Source organism: Streptomyces sp. NPDC026538 (genome assembly GCF_055567535.1).
Genome location: NZ_JBVHQG010000003.1, coordinates 206,029 through 222,528 on the forward strand (window position 1 = coordinate 206,029; position 16,500 = coordinate 222,528).

Consider the following 16,500-nt stretch of genomic DNA (forward strand, 5'->3'; position numbering starts at 1 on the left):
CCCTCGGCCTAGTACGAGAAGGCCATCGGCTTGTCGGCGTCACGCGCCTCGCCACCGATCTTCGTGGGCGGGTTGAGGTCGTCCTCGGTGAGCTCGGGCGGGCCGGCCTTGATGTACTTCACGAGCAACTTGACCTCGATGACGGCGAGGACGGCGTACAGCGCGGTGAAGGTGATCATCGAGATGAGGATCTCGGCCTGAGAGACACCGGGGGAGACCGCGTCACGGGTCTGCAGAACGCCGTACACGACCCAGGGCTGACGGCCCATCTCGGTGAAGATCCAGCCCCAGGAGTTGGCGATCAGCGGGAAGCCCAGCGTCCAGATCGCCACCAGCCAGTACAGCCTGCCGAGCTTCGGGCTGAGGGCCTTGTTCTTGAAGAGGACCAGATGCGGCACCTCGTCCTCACCGACCCGCAGATGCTGGGCCAGCATGAACTTCTTGCGGGTCAGCCAGAGTCCGACCAGGCCGATGGCGAAGGACGCCATGCCGAAGCCGATCATCCAGCGGAACGCCCAGAAGGTGACGGGGACGATCGGGCGGTAGTCGCCCGGACCGTACTTCTGCTGCTCGGCCTTGTTGGTGTCGTTGATGCCGGGGACGTACGAGTTGAAGTCGTCGTCGGCGAGGAACGACAGTATGCCGGGGACCGACAGCTCGACGGTGTTGTGGCCCTTGCTCACGTCGCCGTAGGCGAAGACCGAGAACGGCGCGGATTCCTGGCCGTCCCACAGAGCCTCGGCGGCGGCCATCTTCATCGGCTGCTGCTTGAACATGACCTTGCCGAGGGTGTCGCCGCTGATCGCGGTGAGCAGGCCGGCGATGACGACGGTGACCAGACCCAGCCGCAGCGAGGTCTTCATCACGGTGATGTGCTTCTTGCGGAACAGGTGGAAGGCGGCGATGCCGACCATGAACGCGCCACCGGTCAGGAAGGACGCGGTCAGCGTGTGGAAGGCCTGGGCCAGCGCGGTGTTCTGGGTCAGGACGGCCCAGAAGTCGGTCAGTTCGGCGCGCCCCTTCACCTTGTCGATCTTGTAGCCGACGGGGTGCTGCATCCACGAGTTGGCCGCGAGGATGAAGTACGCGGACAGGATCGTGCCGATGGAGACCATCCATATGCAGGCCAGATGGATCTTCTTGGGCAGCTTGTCCCAGCCGAAGATCCACAGCCCGATGAAGGTGGACTCGAAGAAGAACGCGATCAGTGCCTCGAAGGCGAGCGGGGCGCCGAAGATGTCACCGACGAACCGCGAGTAGTCCGACCAGTTCATGCCGAACTGGAACTCCTGCACGATGCCGGTGACCACACCCATCGCGATGTTGATCAGGAAGAGCTTGCCCCAGAACTTGGTCGCCCTGAGGTACTTCTCCTTCTCCGTGCGCACCCATGCGGTCTGCAGGCCCGCCGTGAGGGCGGCGAGAGAGATCGTCAACGGGACGAACAGGAAGTGGTAGACGGTGGTGATGCCGAACTGCCAACGCGCCAGTGTCTCCGGCGCCAGAGCCAGGTCCACGTCGTCAGTCTCCTTACGTCGCCGGGGTACAGCGGCACTTTGCCCTCTTTGTCACGTACATCACGGACCAAAGGGGACGAGCTTGTGAATGCATTCACATTCACAAGCCATTATGACGCACTGATTTTCGACGCAGCCATGGGGGGCCTGTCTTCTCCGTCACGCCACCCCGCGGCCCGCGGTTCCACGTGAAACCCGTACGACAACGGGGCCGCCTCACGGCGACCCCGTACAGGTGGAACTGACCGACGGCCTAGGCACCTTGCGGCTAGAGCTCCTTGCGGAAGTTCTCCGCCGCCTTGAGGAAGATGTCGTTCGCCTCGGTCTCCCCGATCGTCACCCGGGCACCCTCGCCCGGGAACGGCCGGATGACCGCGCCGTGCTCCTCACAGAGCTGCGCGAAGGCCGTCGTGCGCTCCCCCAGCCGCAGCCACACGAAGTTGGCCTGGGTCTCCGGAACCGTCCAGCCCTGGGCACGGAGCGCCGCGACCACCCGCTGCCGCTCGCACACCAGCGAGCCGACCCGGCCCAGCAGTTCGTCCTCGGCCCGCAGCGAGGCGATCGCCGCTTCCTGGGCGAGCTGGCTCACGCCGAACGGCACCGCCGTCTTGCGCAGCGCCGCCGCCACCGGCTCATGGGCGATCGCGAAGCCGACGCGCAGCCCGGCGAGGCCGTACGCCTTGGAGAAGGTCCGCAGGACACAGACGTTCGGTCGTTCGCGGTAGATCTCGACGCCGTCGGGCACCTCGGGGTCGCGGATGAACTCCCGGTAGGCCTCGTCGAGGACCACCAGCACGTCACTCGGCACCCGGTCCAGGAAGCGCTCCAGTTCGGCTCGCTTCACGACCGTGCCGGTCGGGTTGTTGGGGTTGCAGACGAAGATCAGGCGGGTGCGGTCGGTGATCGCGTCCGCCATCGCGTCGAGGTCGTGCACGTCCCCTGGCGTGAGCGGCACCTGGACCGAGCGGGCGCCGCTGATCTGCGTGATGATCGGGTAGGCCTCGAAGGACCGCCAGGCGTAGATCACCTCGTCGCCCGGGCCGCTGGTGGCCTGGATCAGCTGCTGGGCGACGCCGACCGAGCCGGTGCCGGTGGCCAGATGGCCGAGCGGGACGCCGAAGCGGTCCGAGAGCTCGTTCATCAGTGCCGTGCACCCCATGTCCGGGTAGCGGTTGAAGGAGGCAACGGCCGCGGTCACGGACTCCAGCACTCCGGGCAGCGGAGGATACGGGTTCTCGTTGGAGGAGAGCTTGTAGGCGACCGGGCCGTCGGCCGCGGCAGGCTTGCCCGGCTTGTAGGTGGGGATGCTCTCCAGCTCGGCGCGCAGCTTGGGGCTCGTCTCGCTCACCGCAGTCCTCCTCGCGACCACCGGCGGACCGTCCGCGCCGCCGGCATCCAATACTGCTTACCTTATGAGGATTCGGTGCCGCTGCGTACAGCAGCGGAGCGACCCGGTAGGCGGGTGCCTGACCTCATCCGTCCCACTGGCATCACGGGCATCACCACGCGAAGGCGCATTTTTCGGGGGCGCGCCCTACATATATCTACGCGCCGGTGGCTCACGCCGTGGCGCGCATCACCCGTGAAGGTGAGTTGAGACCTCTTCGAGACATCGGGCACTTGGCAGGCCCATGCGTGCCGACAAGTCACGTCTCGCCATTGGATCGTTCAACTGACTGTCTTTCTAAGGTAGTTGACCCCCTTTGACCTTGCAGAAACGTGCCTGTCAACGCGTGCATATGCGTCCGCACTACCCCACCGCATGAGCCCTACTATCGGCTCGCCATGACAGCAGCAGGGAAGCACCAGGTGAGCCGCGCGGAAACCTCTCGGCGAGGCAGCCGGCCGGGCCGGGCGGGCATCAGAGACGTGGCCGCCGCCGCCGGAGTCTCCATCACGACCGTCTCCGACGCCCTGAACGGCAAGGGCCGGCTCCCGGATGCCACCCGGCGCCACGTCCGCGAGGTCGCCGACCGGCTGGGGTACCGACCCTCGGCCGCCGCCCGCACCCTCCGTACCGGCAAGTCGGGACTGATCGGCCTGACCGTGACGACGTACGGGGATGAACCTTTCACCTTCACCGAGTTCGCGTACTTCGCCGAGATGGCGCGGGCCGCCACCTCGGCCGCGCTCGCCCGCGGCTACGCCCTGGTGATCCTTCCGGCGACCTCGCGCCACGACGTGTGGTCGAACGTCGCCCTGGACGGCACGGTCGTCATCGACCCGTCCGACCAGGACCCGGTGGTCAGCGAGCTGGTCCGGCAGGGGCTGCCGGTGGTCTCCGACGGCCGCCCGGCCGGCTCGCTCCCGGTCACCGCCTGGGTGGACAACGACCACGAGGCCGCCGTACTCGGCATCCTCGACCATCTCGCCGACGCGGGCGCCCGCCGGATCGGCCTGCTCACGGGCACCACGACGGACACGTACACCCATCTGTCCACCACCGCCTACCTGCGCTGGTGCGAACGGGTCGGCCAGGACCCGGTCTACGAGGCCTACCCGGCGCACGACCCCTGTGCGGGCGCGGTCGCCGCCGACCGGCTGCTGGCCCGCCCGGACCGCCCCGACGCCGTCTACGGCCTCTTCGACCCCAACGGCACCGACCTGCTCGCCGCCGCCCGCCGCTACGGGCTGCGCGTCCCCGAGGACCTGCTGCTGGTGTGCTGCAGCGAGTCGACCGTGTACGCCAACACCGAGCCGCCCATCACCACGCTCTCCCTGAAGCCGCGCCGCATCGGCACGGCGGTGGTGCAGCTGCTCATCGACGCGATCGAGGGAGTGGAGTCGGACCAGCCGGTCGAGCAGGTGATACCGACCGAACTGATCGTGCGTACCTCCTCCCAGCGACGCCCGCAGCGCACCACGGTCAGCCCGCCGCGGGCACCGGAGGAGGAGTAGTACGGACGCTCCGCACCCACGCACGGGCGCCCCGCACCCACACACGGCCGCTGCCTACGCCCGCCCGGACGGTCCGTGCGCGCAGGGCGGCGGCCGACGCGCCTGCCGGACGTCGTCGAAAGACGGCCGGCAGGTGAGCGGCGGGCGGACGAACCCCTGCCCAACCGGGGCGAAAGCCGCACGGAACTGGAGTCCCGCTCCGATTCACCACCCCTGGGTCATCACACGGCGCGACGCGCATTCCTATGATGGGCCCACGACACCGCGGGCCGCTGCGACCAGGCAGTCCGAAGCGGTGCAGATGCGGCGCGATGGTGGAGGGGTCTGATGACTCAGGGGGCCGGTCAGGGACCCGAAGCGGAGCGGACGGCGACGTTGCGCGACTTCCGGGTGCCCGCGTACGTCAACGAGACCGGTCCGTACGTCCAGAGCACCCACCCCGGCGACGTGGCTCCGGCGCTCGACGAGCCGTATCCCGACGGATATCCCGAGGGGTACACGCCCACCCAGCGCGACCTGCCCGTCATCAACCGCGGCGACACCCTCCGGCCGCCGGTCGACCCGGCCGCCGATCCGGCCGCACAGACGGCGGCCGGTCCGGGTCCGCTGTACGTCGTCGGTGACGTGCACGGTTACTTCGACGAGCTGATCGACGCGCTGCGGGAACAGGGACTGACCGACACGGACGGGCACTGGTGCGCGGGCACCGCTCGGCTGTGGTTCCTCGGCGACTTCACCGACCGGGGTCCGGACGGCATCGGCGTCATCGACCTGGTGATGCGGCTGTCCGCCGAGGCGGCCGCGGCCGGCGGCTACTGCAAGGCGCTCATGGGCAACCACGAGCTGCTGCTGCTCGGCGCCAAGCGGTTCGGCGACACACCCGTCAACTCCGGCGCGGGCACCGCCACCTTCCAGGCGGCCTGGCTGCTCAACGGCGGTCAGAAGACCGACATGGACCGGCTCCAGGACCACCACCTCCAGTGGATGGCCCGCCTGGACGCGGTCGAGGAGGTCGACGGCTATCTGCTGGTCCACTCCGACACCACCGCCTACCTCGACTACGGCGACTCGATCGAGGCGGTCAACGACACGGTCCGCGAGACCATCACCCGTAACGACGCGGACGAGGTCTGGGACCTGTTCCGTAAGTTCACCAAGCGGTTCTCCTTCCGCGACGAGGGGGGTGCAGACGCCGTCCGTTCCCTTCTCGATACGTACGGCGGCACCCGCATCGTTCACGGGCACAGCCCGATTCCCTATCTGCTGGGGGAAGTCGGCTCCGAGGAGGGCGAGGAGACCACCGGCCCCGTGGTAGAGGGACCGCACGTCTACGCGGACGGGCTGGCCATCGCCATGGACGGCGGAGTGACCATGGCCGGAAAGCTGCTGGTCAGGCAACTTCCACTGGACAGCTGAACGTTCGGCACGCTGTTCTGTACCCCGATGTCACACGCGGGCCACCCCCAATTTCCGGCAACCCCCTGTCACCGCGTGCCTTAACGGCTCTACCATCGGTTTATCCGTAGCAGGCTCCCCTCCGTTTCTGCCCGACGGCTCGCCGGCGTGCGAGCCCCAAGCCCTACGGAGCATCGGGGGATGCACATGAACAGCGTTCCGCAGCACCTGCACAGCGAGGACCGCCAGGAATACGAGCGGATCCTCGATGAGGCGCTGCGCTCCTCCCCTTACCGTCCCGAACTGGCCGGTACCGGCCAGCGTTTGAACACCGAACAGCTGCGCACCATGGCGCTCAACGCCACCGCACTGATAACGGCGGCCGCGGCGACCGAGTACCAGCACTATGTGAAGGTCCGCGAGGAACTGCGCAACCCTGCGCGGTCCACCCCGGCCACTGTCCACGAGTCCGGCTCCGGGGAGTCGGCCACGGGCGGTGCGATGGGGCTCGCCACCACCCTCGGCGAGGCCGCCGAGACCACGGGTGCCGGCGGCTTCGCCCTCGCCCTGGTCCTGGCGCCCGTGCTCGCCGGCACCGCCGCCGCGATCTTCCTGCTCGTCGGCTACGTCCTGAAGATGCTGGACCCGGCCCCGGCGTTCGCCCAGACCATGCTCACCGCCGGCTGGGTCTTCGGCGTCTTGACCGCGGCCGCCATCCTCATGGCCGGCGCGGGGCTGCTGCTCACCGCACTGCGCAACAGTCCCTCACTGGAGGCCGGAGCCTACGGCGAACCCGGCGGGAAGGTGGTCAAGGCCCGGGACGCCTGGCGGGACGCCCTGCTGGAGCGCGGCATCCTGCCCTTCCTGCGGGAAGCACTGGCCACCGAGCCCGGCACGGCCGAACTGCGCCGTGCGACCCAGTCGGGTCCGGGGAGCCGGATGCCGCGCCTGGGCTACGACCGCCCCGGTTTCAGCACCGATGACGGCGCCGCACCCGCCTCGCGGCCGAGCTTCACCAGCCCGGACTACACCAGCCCGGATTTCGGAGGCCCGGAGCACCAGCCGGAATAGCGCGGCTTGCGCCCCCGGCCGGGGGCGCAGGCCGGACACCCGGTCCACGCGAATGTGCCGTCCCTGGTGGGTGAGGGCGAAGGGGGCCGGCGGGTGACGACGAAGGGGGGCTGGGTACACCCCTCCTTCGGAGGCCAGTCCCATTCTCCGGCGCATGCGGATCCGGTTGGCTGGTGATCGTCACCGACCAGGACGCAGAGCACCGGGGGATTCGAACATGCAGATGCCGTTGTCGAAAAAGGGCAGGGCCGCCGTGCTGGCGGCAGCGCTGCTCGCGCTGGGCTCACCCGCGGTCGCGACCGCCGCCACCGCCGATCCCACGACCGCAAGACACTCCTACGACCGAGCCGCACTCCGGCAGGACCTGGCAGCCGTGCGGAAGGCCGGGGGCGGCGACGTGAACGTGCTGGCCAGGGTGGACCGAAGGAACGGCGCGCCGCTCATGGCACGCATCGGCACCCGGACGGCCGCCTCCTCGGCCCCGATCCCGTGGAACTCGCACTTCCGCGTGGCGAGCACGACGAAGACGTTCGTGGCGACCGTGGTCCTGCAACTCGTCGCGGAGAAGCGGCTGTCGCTGGACGACACCGCCGAGCACTGGCTGCCGGGCGTCGTCGCGGGCAACGGCAACGACGGCGGCCGGATCACCGTCCGCGACCTGCTCCGCCAGACCAGCGGCCTGTACGACTACATCGACGACCCGGAGATCCAGGACCGGCTGATCAACCACTTCGACGAGAACCGCTACGACGCCACTCCGGCGGCCGACCTGGTCGCGGTGGCGATGAAGCACCGGCCGGTGTTCGTGCCGGAGCCGGGCGGGACCACCCGATGGGCGTACTCCAACACCAACTACCTGCTGGCCGGGATGATCGCGGAGAAGGCCGGCGGCGCACCCTGGGACGCGCTGGTCGAGCACCGGGTGATCGCGAGGCTGGGACTGCGGAACACCTCCGTTCCCGGGCTCGACCCCTACCTGCCCGACCCGCACGTGCACGCGTACCTGACGGCCGCCGACGGCAAGCGTCTCGACGTCACCGAGCACAGCTTCCAGCACACCGCGGACTCCGGGGTGGTGAGCACCACCGCCGACCTGAACACCTTTTTCCGGGCGCTGGCCGGCGGAAAGCTGCTGCCGGCCGAGCAGTGGCGTGAGATGCGGCGGACCGTCCAGCGGACCGACGATCCGGAGGACGTGGCGGAAATGCCCGAGGGCACCTACGGTCTCGGGCTGCGCAGGATCCCGCTCTCCTGCGGCGGTTTCTACTACACCCACGAGGGCGACGGGGCGGGCGTCAACACCCGCCCCGCGGTGAGCGCGGACGGCAAACGAGCGGTGACCGTCTCCATCACCACCACCACCGCGCCGCCGGACCTGGCCGCCCTCAACCGCGCGACGGGCGCCCTCGTCGACCACGCCCTGTGCGACAGGCCCGCGAAGAGCTAGGCCGTACCGTCCTCTGGGCGCGCAGCCGCAGCCGTTCGCCGACCAGAGCGGGGGCGCTGCACCCCGGGCCGTTGCCGGTATTCCGGTGCAGCGCGCCAGCGGTCGATGTCAGTCCGCGATCGGCAGGTACACCCGGTTGCCGTTCGCCGCGAACTCCTTCGACTTCTGCAGCATCCCCTCCACGACCTCCTCGGCAGACGCTCCGTCAGCCGCCGCCCCACCGAACCGCTCCGTGATGCTGTGGCTGATCTTCATCGAGCAGAACTTCGGCCCGCACATCGAGCAGAAGTGGGCCGTCTTCGCCGGCTCCGCCGGAAGCGTCTCGTCGTGGAACTCGCGTGCCGTGTCCGGGTCCAGGGCGAGGTTGAACTGGTCCTCCCACCGGAACTCGAAGCGGGCGTCGGACAGCGCGTCGTCCCACTCCTGCGCGCCCGGGTGGCCCTTGGCGAGGTCCGCCGCGTGGGCGGCGATCTTGTAGGTGATCACGCCGGTCTTGACGTCGTCCCGGTTGGGCAGACCCAGGTGCTCCTTGGGCGTGACGTAGCACAGCATCGCCGTGCCCCACCAGGCGATCATCGCGGCACCGATGCCGGAGGTGATGTGGTCGTACGCCGGCGCGACGTCCGTGGTCAGCGGGCCGAGCGTATAGAACGGAGCTTCGTCGCAGATCTCCTGCTGAAGGTCGATGTTCTCCTTGATCTTGTGCATCGGGACATGGCCCGGGCCCTCGATCATCGTCTGTACGTGGAAACGCCTGGCGATCCGGTTGAGTTCTCCGAGCGTGCGCAACTCCGCGAACTGGGCCTCGTCGTTGGCGTCCGCGATGGAGCCGGGACGCAGGCCGTCGCCCAGCGAGTACGTGACGTCGTAGGCGGCGAGGATCTCGCAGAGTTCCTCGAAGTTCTCGTACAGGAACGACTCCTTGTGGTGCGCGAGGCACCAGGCCGCCATGATCGAGCCGCCGCGCGAGACGATGCCGGTCTTGCGGTTGGCGGTGAGCGGCACATACGGCAGCCGCACGCCCGCGTGGACGGTCATGTAGTCCACGCCCTGCTCGGCCTGTTCGATCACCGTGTCCTTGTAGATCTCCCAGGTCAGCTCCTCGGCCCTGCCGTCGACCTTCTCCAGAGCCTGGTAGAGCGGCACCGTGCCGATAGGGACGGGGGAGTTGCGCAGCACCCATTCGCGGGTGGTGTGGATGTTGCGCCCGGTGGACAGATCCATGACCGTGTCGGCGCCCCAGCGGGTCGCCCAGGTCATCTTCTCGACCTCCTCCTCGATCGAGGAGGTCACCGCCGAGTTGCCGATGTTGGCGTTGACCTTCACCAGGAACCGCTTGCCGATGATCATCGGCTCGATCTCCGGGTGGTTGACGTTGGCCGGCAACACGGCCCGTCCCGCCGCGATCTCCTCACGGACGACCTCGGGGGAGACGTTCTCGCGGAGGGCCACGTACTCCATCTCCGGGGTGACCTCACCCCGGCGGGCATAGGCCAGTTGTGTGACCGCCTCGCCGTCCCGGCTGCGACGCGGCTGGCGCGGGCGGCCCGGGAAGACCGCGTCCAGGTTGCGCAGCCCACCACGCGGCGAGGTGTGCTTGACCCCGTCGTCCTCGGGACGGACGGGACGGCCCGCGTACTCGGCGGTGTCCCCACGGGCGATGATCCAGTTCTCCCGCAGCGGCGGCAGACCCCTGCGGACGTCGGTCTCGACGAGCGGATCGGTGTACGGGCCGGAGGTGTCGTAGAGCGTGACCGACTGCCCGTTGGTGAGATGCACCTGACGGACCGGCACCCGAAGGTCGGGGCGCGAACCCTCGACGTACCCCTTGTGCCAGCCGATGGACTTCCCGGCCTCCGGGGACGGTTCACCCGCGATGGGCTGTTCGTCCTGGCTGAAGGCAGGCGTGCGTGCGTCCTCGTTGGTCATGAGACCTACTCCCTACGCCGGCATTACCCGGTAACAGGTTCGGCGGTCGACGCAGCGGCTTCCGTCGGGCGGCGTTTCATGTGAAACATCGCTCGTTCCACGTGAAACATCGCGAATACGGAGGTCAGCGCCCTCTCAGCCCGGTGCTCCGAGCTCCCGCGTGTGCAAAGGTGCCTCCACGCTAGCGTCAATTCGGGCGCGGTGAACAGAGGGCCCCTGCCGTTCTTGCGATGATCGGGCGGTGACCACGACACAGCAGCACCCCTACCCACCCCCCGACCCGAGGCGCGGCAACGGTGCCACACAGGGCGGCGGAACCGGCCACGGGGGCCATGGTGCCGGTGACGCACACGACCACGGGCAGGGCCACCGGTACGACCAGGGGCACGCCCACAGTCACGACGACGGCCATGGCCACGGCCACCCGCCCGGTCAGGGACCCGGCCAGGGCGGCTCCGGGGCAGGCGGCGGGCACGGTCACTCGCACAGCCATGGCCCCGCCGCGCCGGTCTCCAAGCATCTGCGCAAGGTCATCGCGGCGATCCTCATCCCCTTCACCGCCGCGGTCGTGGTCGGCCTCGTGGTGCTGTGGCCCGGCGGCGCCCCGGCGCACGAGCGCACCGGCGTCGGCTTCGACCGTCAGACACAGCAGGCGACGGTCACCAAGGTCGTCTCGGTCAGCTGCAAGTCGGTCAACGCCTCCGGGGGCAGCTCGACCGGCGACACCTCCACCGCCGAGGGAAGCTCCGCCAAGCAGGAGGAGGAGGGCACCTGCAAGAAGGCCACGGTCCGGATCGACACCGGCAAGGACAAGGGCCGTACGTTCACCGAGATCGTGCAGCCCGACCAGTCACGTCAGCTGGACCAGGGCGAGAAGGTCGTGGTCGCCTACGAGCCCTCGGCGCCCAAGGACCTGCAGTACTCGGTCACCGACGTGAACCGGAAGCTCCCGATGGCGCTGCTGGCCGGGATCTTCGCGCTCGCCGTCGTCGTGGTGGGCCGGCTGCGCGGTGTGATGGCGCTCGTGGCGCTCGCCGTCAGCTTCATGGTGCTGACCCTGTTCATCCTGCCGGCGATCCTGCAGGGCTCGAATCCGCTGCTGGTGGCGGTGGTCGGGGCGAGCGCCATCATGCTGATCGCCCTGTACATGTGCCATGGCCTGTCGGCCCGGACCTCGGTGGCGGTGCTCGGCACGCTGGTCTCACTGTGCCTGATCGGCCTCCTCGGCTCGGAGTTCATCGACTGGGCCGCGCTCACCGGCAACACCGACGACAACACCGGTCTGATCCACGGCCTGTACCCGTCGATCGACATGAGTGGTCTTCTGCTGGCCGGCGTCATCATCGGTTCGCTCGGTGTCCTGGACGATGTGACGGTGACCCAGACCTCGGCCGTCTGGGAACTGCACGAGGCAAACCCGACGATGGGCTGGCGCGGGCTGTACCGGGCCGGTATCCGCATCGGCCGCGACCACATCGCGTCCGTGGTCAACACCCTCGTCCTGGCCTACGCGGGCGCCGCGCTGCCGCTGCTGCTGCTCTTCTCCATCGCGCAGAGCAGCGTGGCGACGGTCGCCAACAGTGAGCTGGTGGCCGAGGAGATCGTGCGCACGCTGGTCGGCTCGATCGGCCTGGTGGCCTCGGTGCCCGTCACCACGCTGCTCGCGGCCCTGGTGGTGTCGGCCGACCGGCCGGGCACGACGACGGCCGCGTCCGCGGAGGCCCCGGCGCGCGGCGGGCGAGGGCGGCGCCGGAAGCGGTGAGAGCGCGGCGGGCGGCACGTGACGGTCCGCACGAGGAGGAGCGTTCCGCCGCCCGCCCAGGGACGCGCAGAAGCGTTCCTGCGCATCCTCACGCGGCTCGGCGGAGCGGCTCGCGCCCCGTGCCGTAACGCTTCAGCCCGCGCTCTGCTCCTCGGCCAGGATGCGGTCCAGAGCCTCGTCGAGATGGGCGTCGAAGTCGGCGAGCGCACCCTCCTGGCCCAGCGGCACCAGCTTGTCGGTACGGTCGAGAAAGGCCACCAGCGGTGGCGCCGAGGACCGGAACACCGCCTGGTCGCCGCCGACCTGAAGCCTGATCAGAACCTCACCCAGCACCTCGGAATCGGCGGGGGCGATATGCACATCACCCTCCCCGCAGGGCCGGCCCACACCGTCGATCAACAGCTCACGGCCGAAGGCCCAGGTAACCGGCGCGTCCCCGGGCAGATGGAAGGTGAGCCGTACGGCATACGGATCACAGGTCTCGTAGCGCAACTCCACGGGGATGCGGAAGGAGAGCTCCTCCGAGACGAGAAAGCTCATCATGACTTCTGCTTGTACGGACTCGCGCATCGCCTACCCCGTCATATGACACCGACTGGCCGGGATTTATCCCTTTGTGGTGGTCAAATCTTGCTGAACGTACACAGCAGATCACAAGGAGTGAGTTTTCAGATACTGATAGCGATCGCCAGGGATCCCAGATGCCGGCCCACCTCCGCCTGCAACTGGCGTGCGGCGGGCAGCAGCCGGTCGGCCTGGTGGAGGGGCAGGGAGATGGCCACCGTGGCCGCCGTGGTGCCGACGGTGATGGGGATCGCCGCGCACACCGTGCCCAGCGCGTACTCCTGGCGCTCCACCAACGGCTCCATTCGCCGCGTCCGCTCCAGCCGCCGCAACAGTGCATGGCTGTCGCGGACCGTGTACGGGGTGAGGGCCTGCAGGGGGTAGCGGTCGAGATGGTCACGGCGGGCGTTCTCGTCCAGCTGGAAGAGCAGACACTGGCCGATGGCGTGCGCGTGCGCGGTCTCGCGGAAGTCGGCCCACTCCTCGACCGCCGGGGTGCCCGGGGAGTCGGAGACGCACACGACCTCGATCTCGCCGTCCCGGTACATGGCGTAGTACACCGGCGCACCGATCGAATCCCGCCAGTGGGCGAGGGTGTCGACCACCACGCTGCGACGTTTCTGCTGTGCCCCGCTGCTGCTCAGCCGCTCCGCGGCCTCACCGAGGAAGAACAGCCCCTTGTCACGGCGCAGATAGCCCTCGTGGACCAGGGTGCGCAGCAGGTGGTAGGCGGTGGGCAGCGCGAGGCCGGTCTCGCGGGCCAGTTGTTTGGCGGGGGCGCCGTGTTCGTGTCCGGCGACGCACTCCAGCAGGCGCATCGCACGCTGCACTGAGCCGATGAGGGTGGCCGAGTGCGGCTGTGCGGGATCGGACGGGGTAGCCGGCCGTTGCACGGGGGGCGTGCCGGACCGGCGCTGGGTGGGGGGTGGTGGAAGTTCTGTGGGTGCGGAGGTGGCGTCAAGCGTGGCCAAGGGTCACTCCCGGAGCGCGAGGGGGTCAGCGACTCTAACCGTCCGCCACCGCTCCCGGTCGGCCCCTGCGGGAAACTTCCCTCCCCCGAGGGAACCGGCGATTCCTGTTACCGGTCACCGATTCCCACGGTCCTCACCAGTCGCTCTTTGACGAGGAGTTCGACATGAACTTCCGCACGATGTAGATCAGTCCGCCGACCAGCGCCACGAAGATCAGCAACTTGAAGAGCAGGTAGGCCAGGAAGCCGACGATGGAGCCGATCAGGCCACCGAACACCACCAGCGCGATGACCGGCACCGCGATCCACTTCACCCACCACGGCAGACCCGTGAAGATCTCTCGCATTGCCCTGCCCTCTGCTTTCCCGTGCGCTTCGGCACGTACGGTCGGTCTCGTGCGCGCCGCACGATGCGATGTCCTGCACTCGATGCTAGAGCCGCGAGGGGGCCGTCCGGGGGCCCCTGATCCCTTGTCCTCCCCTGACCCTTCCCCTAGGGAACCCCGAGGCGGAGGTCAGGCCTCGGGGGGAGAGAAGACGACCAGAACCCTCAGATCCTCGCTGATGTGATGGAACTTGTGGGCCACCCCGGCCGGCACGTACACCACACTGCCCCGGGCCACCTGCGTGGTCTCCAGGCCGACGGTGATCGCGGCGCGGCCGCTGACGACGAAATAGACCTCGTCCTGGTTGTGCGGCTGCTGTGGGTCCCGCTCGCCCGCGTTCAGGGCGTAGAGGCCGACCGACATGTTCCGCTCCCGCAGAAACTGCAGGTAGGCCCCGTCGTTGGCGGCGCGTTCCGCCTCCAGTTCGTCCAGCCGGAATGCCTTCATCGCCGTTGTTCGCCCTCGCCCCACTGCTCGTATCTGATCTCGTCTGCCACGATCAGACACATGAAGAATTTCGTAGTCAAGACGATCGTTAACGCGGGCGCCCTGGCCGTCGCCGTGTGGCTGCTCGACAAGATCACCCTGACCGGTGACAGCACCACCAAGAAGGTCTGGACTCTGATCCTGGTCGCTCTGGTCTTCGGCGTGGTGAACTTCCTGGTCAAGCCGATCGTGAAGATCCTGACCTTCCCGTTGTTCATCCTCACGCTCGGTCTGATCACCCTGGTGGTCAACGCGCTGATGCTGCTGCTGACGTCGTGGGTGTGCGACAAGCTCGACCTGAGTTTCCACGTGCAGGGGTTCTGGACGGCCGTCCTGGGCGGCCTGATCATCTCGATCGTGTCGTGGGCCCTGAACATGATCCTCCCCGACACGGACTGAGCACCCGATGGCCTACCGCGTCTGCTTCGTCTGCACCGGCAACATCTGCCGGTCCCCGATGGCCGAATCCGTCTTCCGTGCCCGCATAGCCGAGGCCGGGCTCGACGACCGTGTCGAGGTCGACAGCGCCGGCACCGGCGGCTGGCACGAGGGCGACGGCGCCGACCCGCGCACCGTCCGCGTCCTCCAGGAGCACGGCTACGACGGCGACCACACCGCCCGCCAGTTCCAGGCGTCCTGGTTCGCCCGCCTCGATCTCGTGATCGCCCTCGACTCCGGCCACCTCAAGTCTTTGCGTCGCCTCGCCCCCACCGAGCAGGACGCACGCAAGGTCCACCTGCTGCGCTCCTACGACCCCGGTGCGGTCGACGACCTCGACGTACCGGATCCGTACTACGGCGGTCTGGACGGCTTCGAGGAGTGTCTTGAGATGGTGGAGGCGGCGAGCGAGGGCCTGCTCGCTGCGGTACGCGACGAAGTGGAAGGAACGGCGGCATGAGCGATTCCAGCTCCGACTCCGGCCTCGTGACGGGCGAGGGCACGCGCGCGGTGCGCGCGGGACTGCCCGAGCCGGTCAAGAACGAACCGACCCTGCCCGGACCGGTGTTCGCCGCCCACTTCCATCTGCCGGGCGAGGTCAGCGGGCCTTACGCCTACGGCCGTGACGAGAACCCGACCTGGACCCATCTGGAGCGCGCCGTCGGCGAGCTGGAGGCGCCCGGTGAGGACGTCGAGACGCTGGTGTTCGCCTCCGGTGTGGCGGCCGTCTCGGCCGTGCTCTTCTCGCAGCTGCACGCCGGGGACGCGGTCGTGCTGCCGTCCGACGGCTACCAGGTGCTGCCCCTGGTCCGCGCCCAGCTGGAGGCCTTCGGCATCGAGGTGCGCACCGCGCCGACCGCCGGCGACGCCCAGCTCGACGTTCTGGACGGGGCGAAGCTGCTGCTGATCGAGTCACCGTGCAACCCCGGGCTCGACGTGTGCGACATCCGGCGACTCACCGAGGCGGCACACGCGCGTGGCGCCCTCGTCGCCGTCGACAACACCCTCGCCACCCCGCTCGGCCAGCGGCCGCTGGCACTGGGCGCCGACTTCTCCATGGCCAGCGGCACCAAGCAGCTCACCGGACACGGGGACGTCCTGCTGGGGTACGTCGCCGGGCGCGACACGGAGGCCATGGCCGCCGTACGCCGGTGGCGCAAGATCATCGGTGCGATCGCCGGGCCCATGGAGGCCTGGCTGGCCCATCGCTCGCTGGCCACCCTCCAGTTGCGGGTGGACCGGCAGAACGCCACCGCCCTGGTGCTCGCGGAGGCGCTCCGGCGTCGGCCGGACGTGACCGGGCTGCGCTACCCGGGACTGCCCGACGACCCCGCGCACAAGATCGCCTCGCAGCAGATGAGGCGCTACGGCTCGGTGATCTCCTTCACGCTGCCCACGCGCGCGCGTGCCGAGCGTTTTCTGGCATCCCTGCGGCTGGTCGACGACGCGACGAGTTTCGGCGGGGTGCGCTCCACGGCCGAGCGGCGGCGACGCTGGGGCGGGGACGACGTACCGGAGGGCTTCATTCGGCTGTCGGTCGGGGCCGAGGATCCCGAAGATCTGGTGGCCGATGTGCTCCACGCGCTCGACGAGTCGGATCGGTGACCGGATTACGGACGCCCGCGCCGACCCGGCTA

At 68.9% G+C, this 16,500-nt stretch carries 15 protein-coding genes; 8 read left to right on the forward strand and 7 right to left on the reverse strand.

Going from position 1 to position 16,500, the window contains the following annotated elements; translation table 11 throughout:
* Positions 1-8: 8 nt before the first annotated feature.
* Both ACZ4N4_RS14075 and hisC read right to left on the reverse strand, forming a co-directional pair.
* Positions 9-1,517 carry a cytochrome ubiquinol oxidase subunit I gene (locus ACZ4N4_RS14075; protein WP_453568378.1) on the reverse strand — a complete coding sequence of 503 codons (1,509 nt, stop codon included), beginning with the start codon at positions 1,515-1,517 and terminating at the stop codon, positions 9-11.
* 268 nt (positions 1,518-1,785) lie between these two features.
* Positions 1,786-2,865 (reverse strand): histidinol-phosphate transaminase, encoded by a 1,080-nt coding sequence (hisC, locus tag ACZ4N4_RS14080; protein ID WP_453568380.1) that lies wholly within the window; start codon positions 2,863-2,865, stop codon positions 1,786-1,788.
* Between the two features lie 437 nt (positions 2,866-3,302).
* Here hisC and ACZ4N4_RS14085 point away from each other — a divergent pair, with 437 nt between their 5' ends.
* The 4 genes from ACZ4N4_RS14085 (at position 3,303) to ACZ4N4_RS14100 (ending at position 8,328) form a co-directional block, all read left to right on the forward strand.
* Positions 3,303-4,415 carry a LacI family DNA-binding transcriptional regulator gene (locus ACZ4N4_RS14085; protein WP_450760494.1) on the forward strand — a complete coding sequence of 371 codons (1,113 nt, stop codon included), beginning with the start codon at positions 3,303-3,305 and terminating at the stop codon, positions 4,413-4,415.
* 327 nt (positions 4,416-4,742) lie between these two features.
* Positions 4,743-5,831, forward strand: coding sequence for a metallophosphoesterase (locus ACZ4N4_RS14090; protein WP_467588084.1), 1,089 nt, complete (start codon positions 4,743-4,745; stop codon positions 5,829-5,831).
* Positions 5,832-6,011: 180 nt separating this feature from the next.
* Positions 6,012-6,881, forward strand: coding sequence for a hypothetical protein (locus ACZ4N4_RS14095; RefSeq protein ID WP_467588087.1), 870 nt, complete (start codon positions 6,012-6,014; stop codon positions 6,879-6,881).
* Positions 6,882-7,098: 217 nt separating this feature from the next.
* Entirely contained in the window at positions 7,099-8,328 is a 1,230-nt protein-coding gene (locus ACZ4N4_RS14100) for a serine hydrolase domain-containing protein (protein ID WP_467588090.1), read from the forward strand.
* A 108-nt stretch (positions 8,329-8,436) separates the two neighbouring features.
* Here the strand turns inward: ACZ4N4_RS14100 and thiC are convergent, their stop codons facing one another.
* Positions 8,437-10,257 carry a phosphomethylpyrimidine synthase ThiC gene (thiC, locus tag ACZ4N4_RS14105; protein ID WP_467588092.1) on the reverse strand — a complete coding sequence of 607 codons (1,821 nt, stop codon included), beginning with the start codon at positions 10,255-10,257 and terminating at the stop codon, positions 8,437-8,439.
* Between the two features lie 241 nt (positions 10,258-10,498).
* Between thiC and ACZ4N4_RS14110 the strand changes: the two genes are divergently transcribed.
* Positions 10,499-12,019, forward strand: coding sequence for a YibE/F family protein (locus ACZ4N4_RS14110; RefSeq protein ID WP_467588094.1), 1,521 nt, complete (start codon positions 10,499-10,501; stop codon positions 12,017-12,019).
* 132 nt (positions 12,020-12,151) lie between these two features.
* Here the strand turns inward: ACZ4N4_RS14110 and ACZ4N4_RS14115 are convergent, their stop codons facing one another.
* The 4 genes from ACZ4N4_RS14115 to ACZ4N4_RS14130 all read right to left on the reverse strand — a co-directional run bounded on the left by ACZ4N4_RS14115 (position 12,152) and on the right by ACZ4N4_RS14130 (position 14,386).
* A complete protein-coding gene (locus ACZ4N4_RS14115; RefSeq protein ID WP_351748159.1) occupies positions 12,152-12,589 on the reverse strand; it encodes an SsgA family sporulation/cell division regulator in 438 nt (145 codons plus the stop codon).
* 98 nt (positions 12,590-12,687) lie between these two features.
* Complete coding sequence (locus ACZ4N4_RS14120) at positions 12,688-13,476, reverse strand: IclR family transcriptional regulator (RefSeq protein ID WP_467588098.1); 789 nt, start codon at positions 13,474-13,476, stop codon at positions 12,688-12,690.
* A gap of 211 nt (positions 13,477-13,687) precedes the next feature.
* Positions 13,688-13,900 (reverse strand): DUF5326 family protein, encoded by a 213-nt coding sequence (locus ACZ4N4_RS14125; RefSeq protein WP_351695787.1) that lies wholly within the window; start codon positions 13,898-13,900, stop codon positions 13,688-13,690.
* 168 nt (positions 13,901-14,068) lie between these two features.
* Positions 14,069-14,386, reverse strand: a complete 318-nt coding sequence (locus ACZ4N4_RS14130; protein WP_453568393.1) for a cupin domain-containing protein — start codon at positions 14,384-14,386, stop codon at positions 14,069-14,071.
* A gap of 60 nt (positions 14,387-14,446) precedes the next feature.
* On the opposite strand from ACZ4N4_RS14130, the gene ACZ4N4_RS14135 reads away from it, so the two are divergent.
* The 3 genes from ACZ4N4_RS14135 to ACZ4N4_RS14145 are packed head-to-tail and all read left to right on the forward strand — an operon-like array spanning position 14,447 to position 16,468.
* Positions 14,447-14,824 (forward strand): phage holin family protein, encoded by a 378-nt coding sequence (locus tag ACZ4N4_RS14135; RefSeq protein ID WP_450760480.1) that lies wholly within the window; start codon positions 14,447-14,449, stop codon positions 14,822-14,824.
* A gap of 7 nt (positions 14,825-14,831) precedes the next feature.
* Positions 14,832-15,323 carry a low molecular weight protein-tyrosine-phosphatase gene (locus ACZ4N4_RS14140; RefSeq protein WP_467588103.1) on the forward strand — a complete coding sequence of 164 codons (492 nt, stop codon included), beginning with the start codon at positions 14,832-14,834 and terminating at the stop codon, positions 15,321-15,323.
* Positions 15,320-16,468, forward strand: coding sequence for a cystathionine gamma-lyase (locus tag ACZ4N4_RS14145; RefSeq protein WP_467588106.1), 1,149 nt, complete (start codon positions 15,320-15,322; stop codon positions 16,466-16,468). Before ACZ4N4_RS14140 ends, ACZ4N4_RS14145 begins: the two co-directional genes overlap by 4 nt.
* The last annotated feature ends 32 nt before the right edge of the window (positions 16,469-16,500 follow it).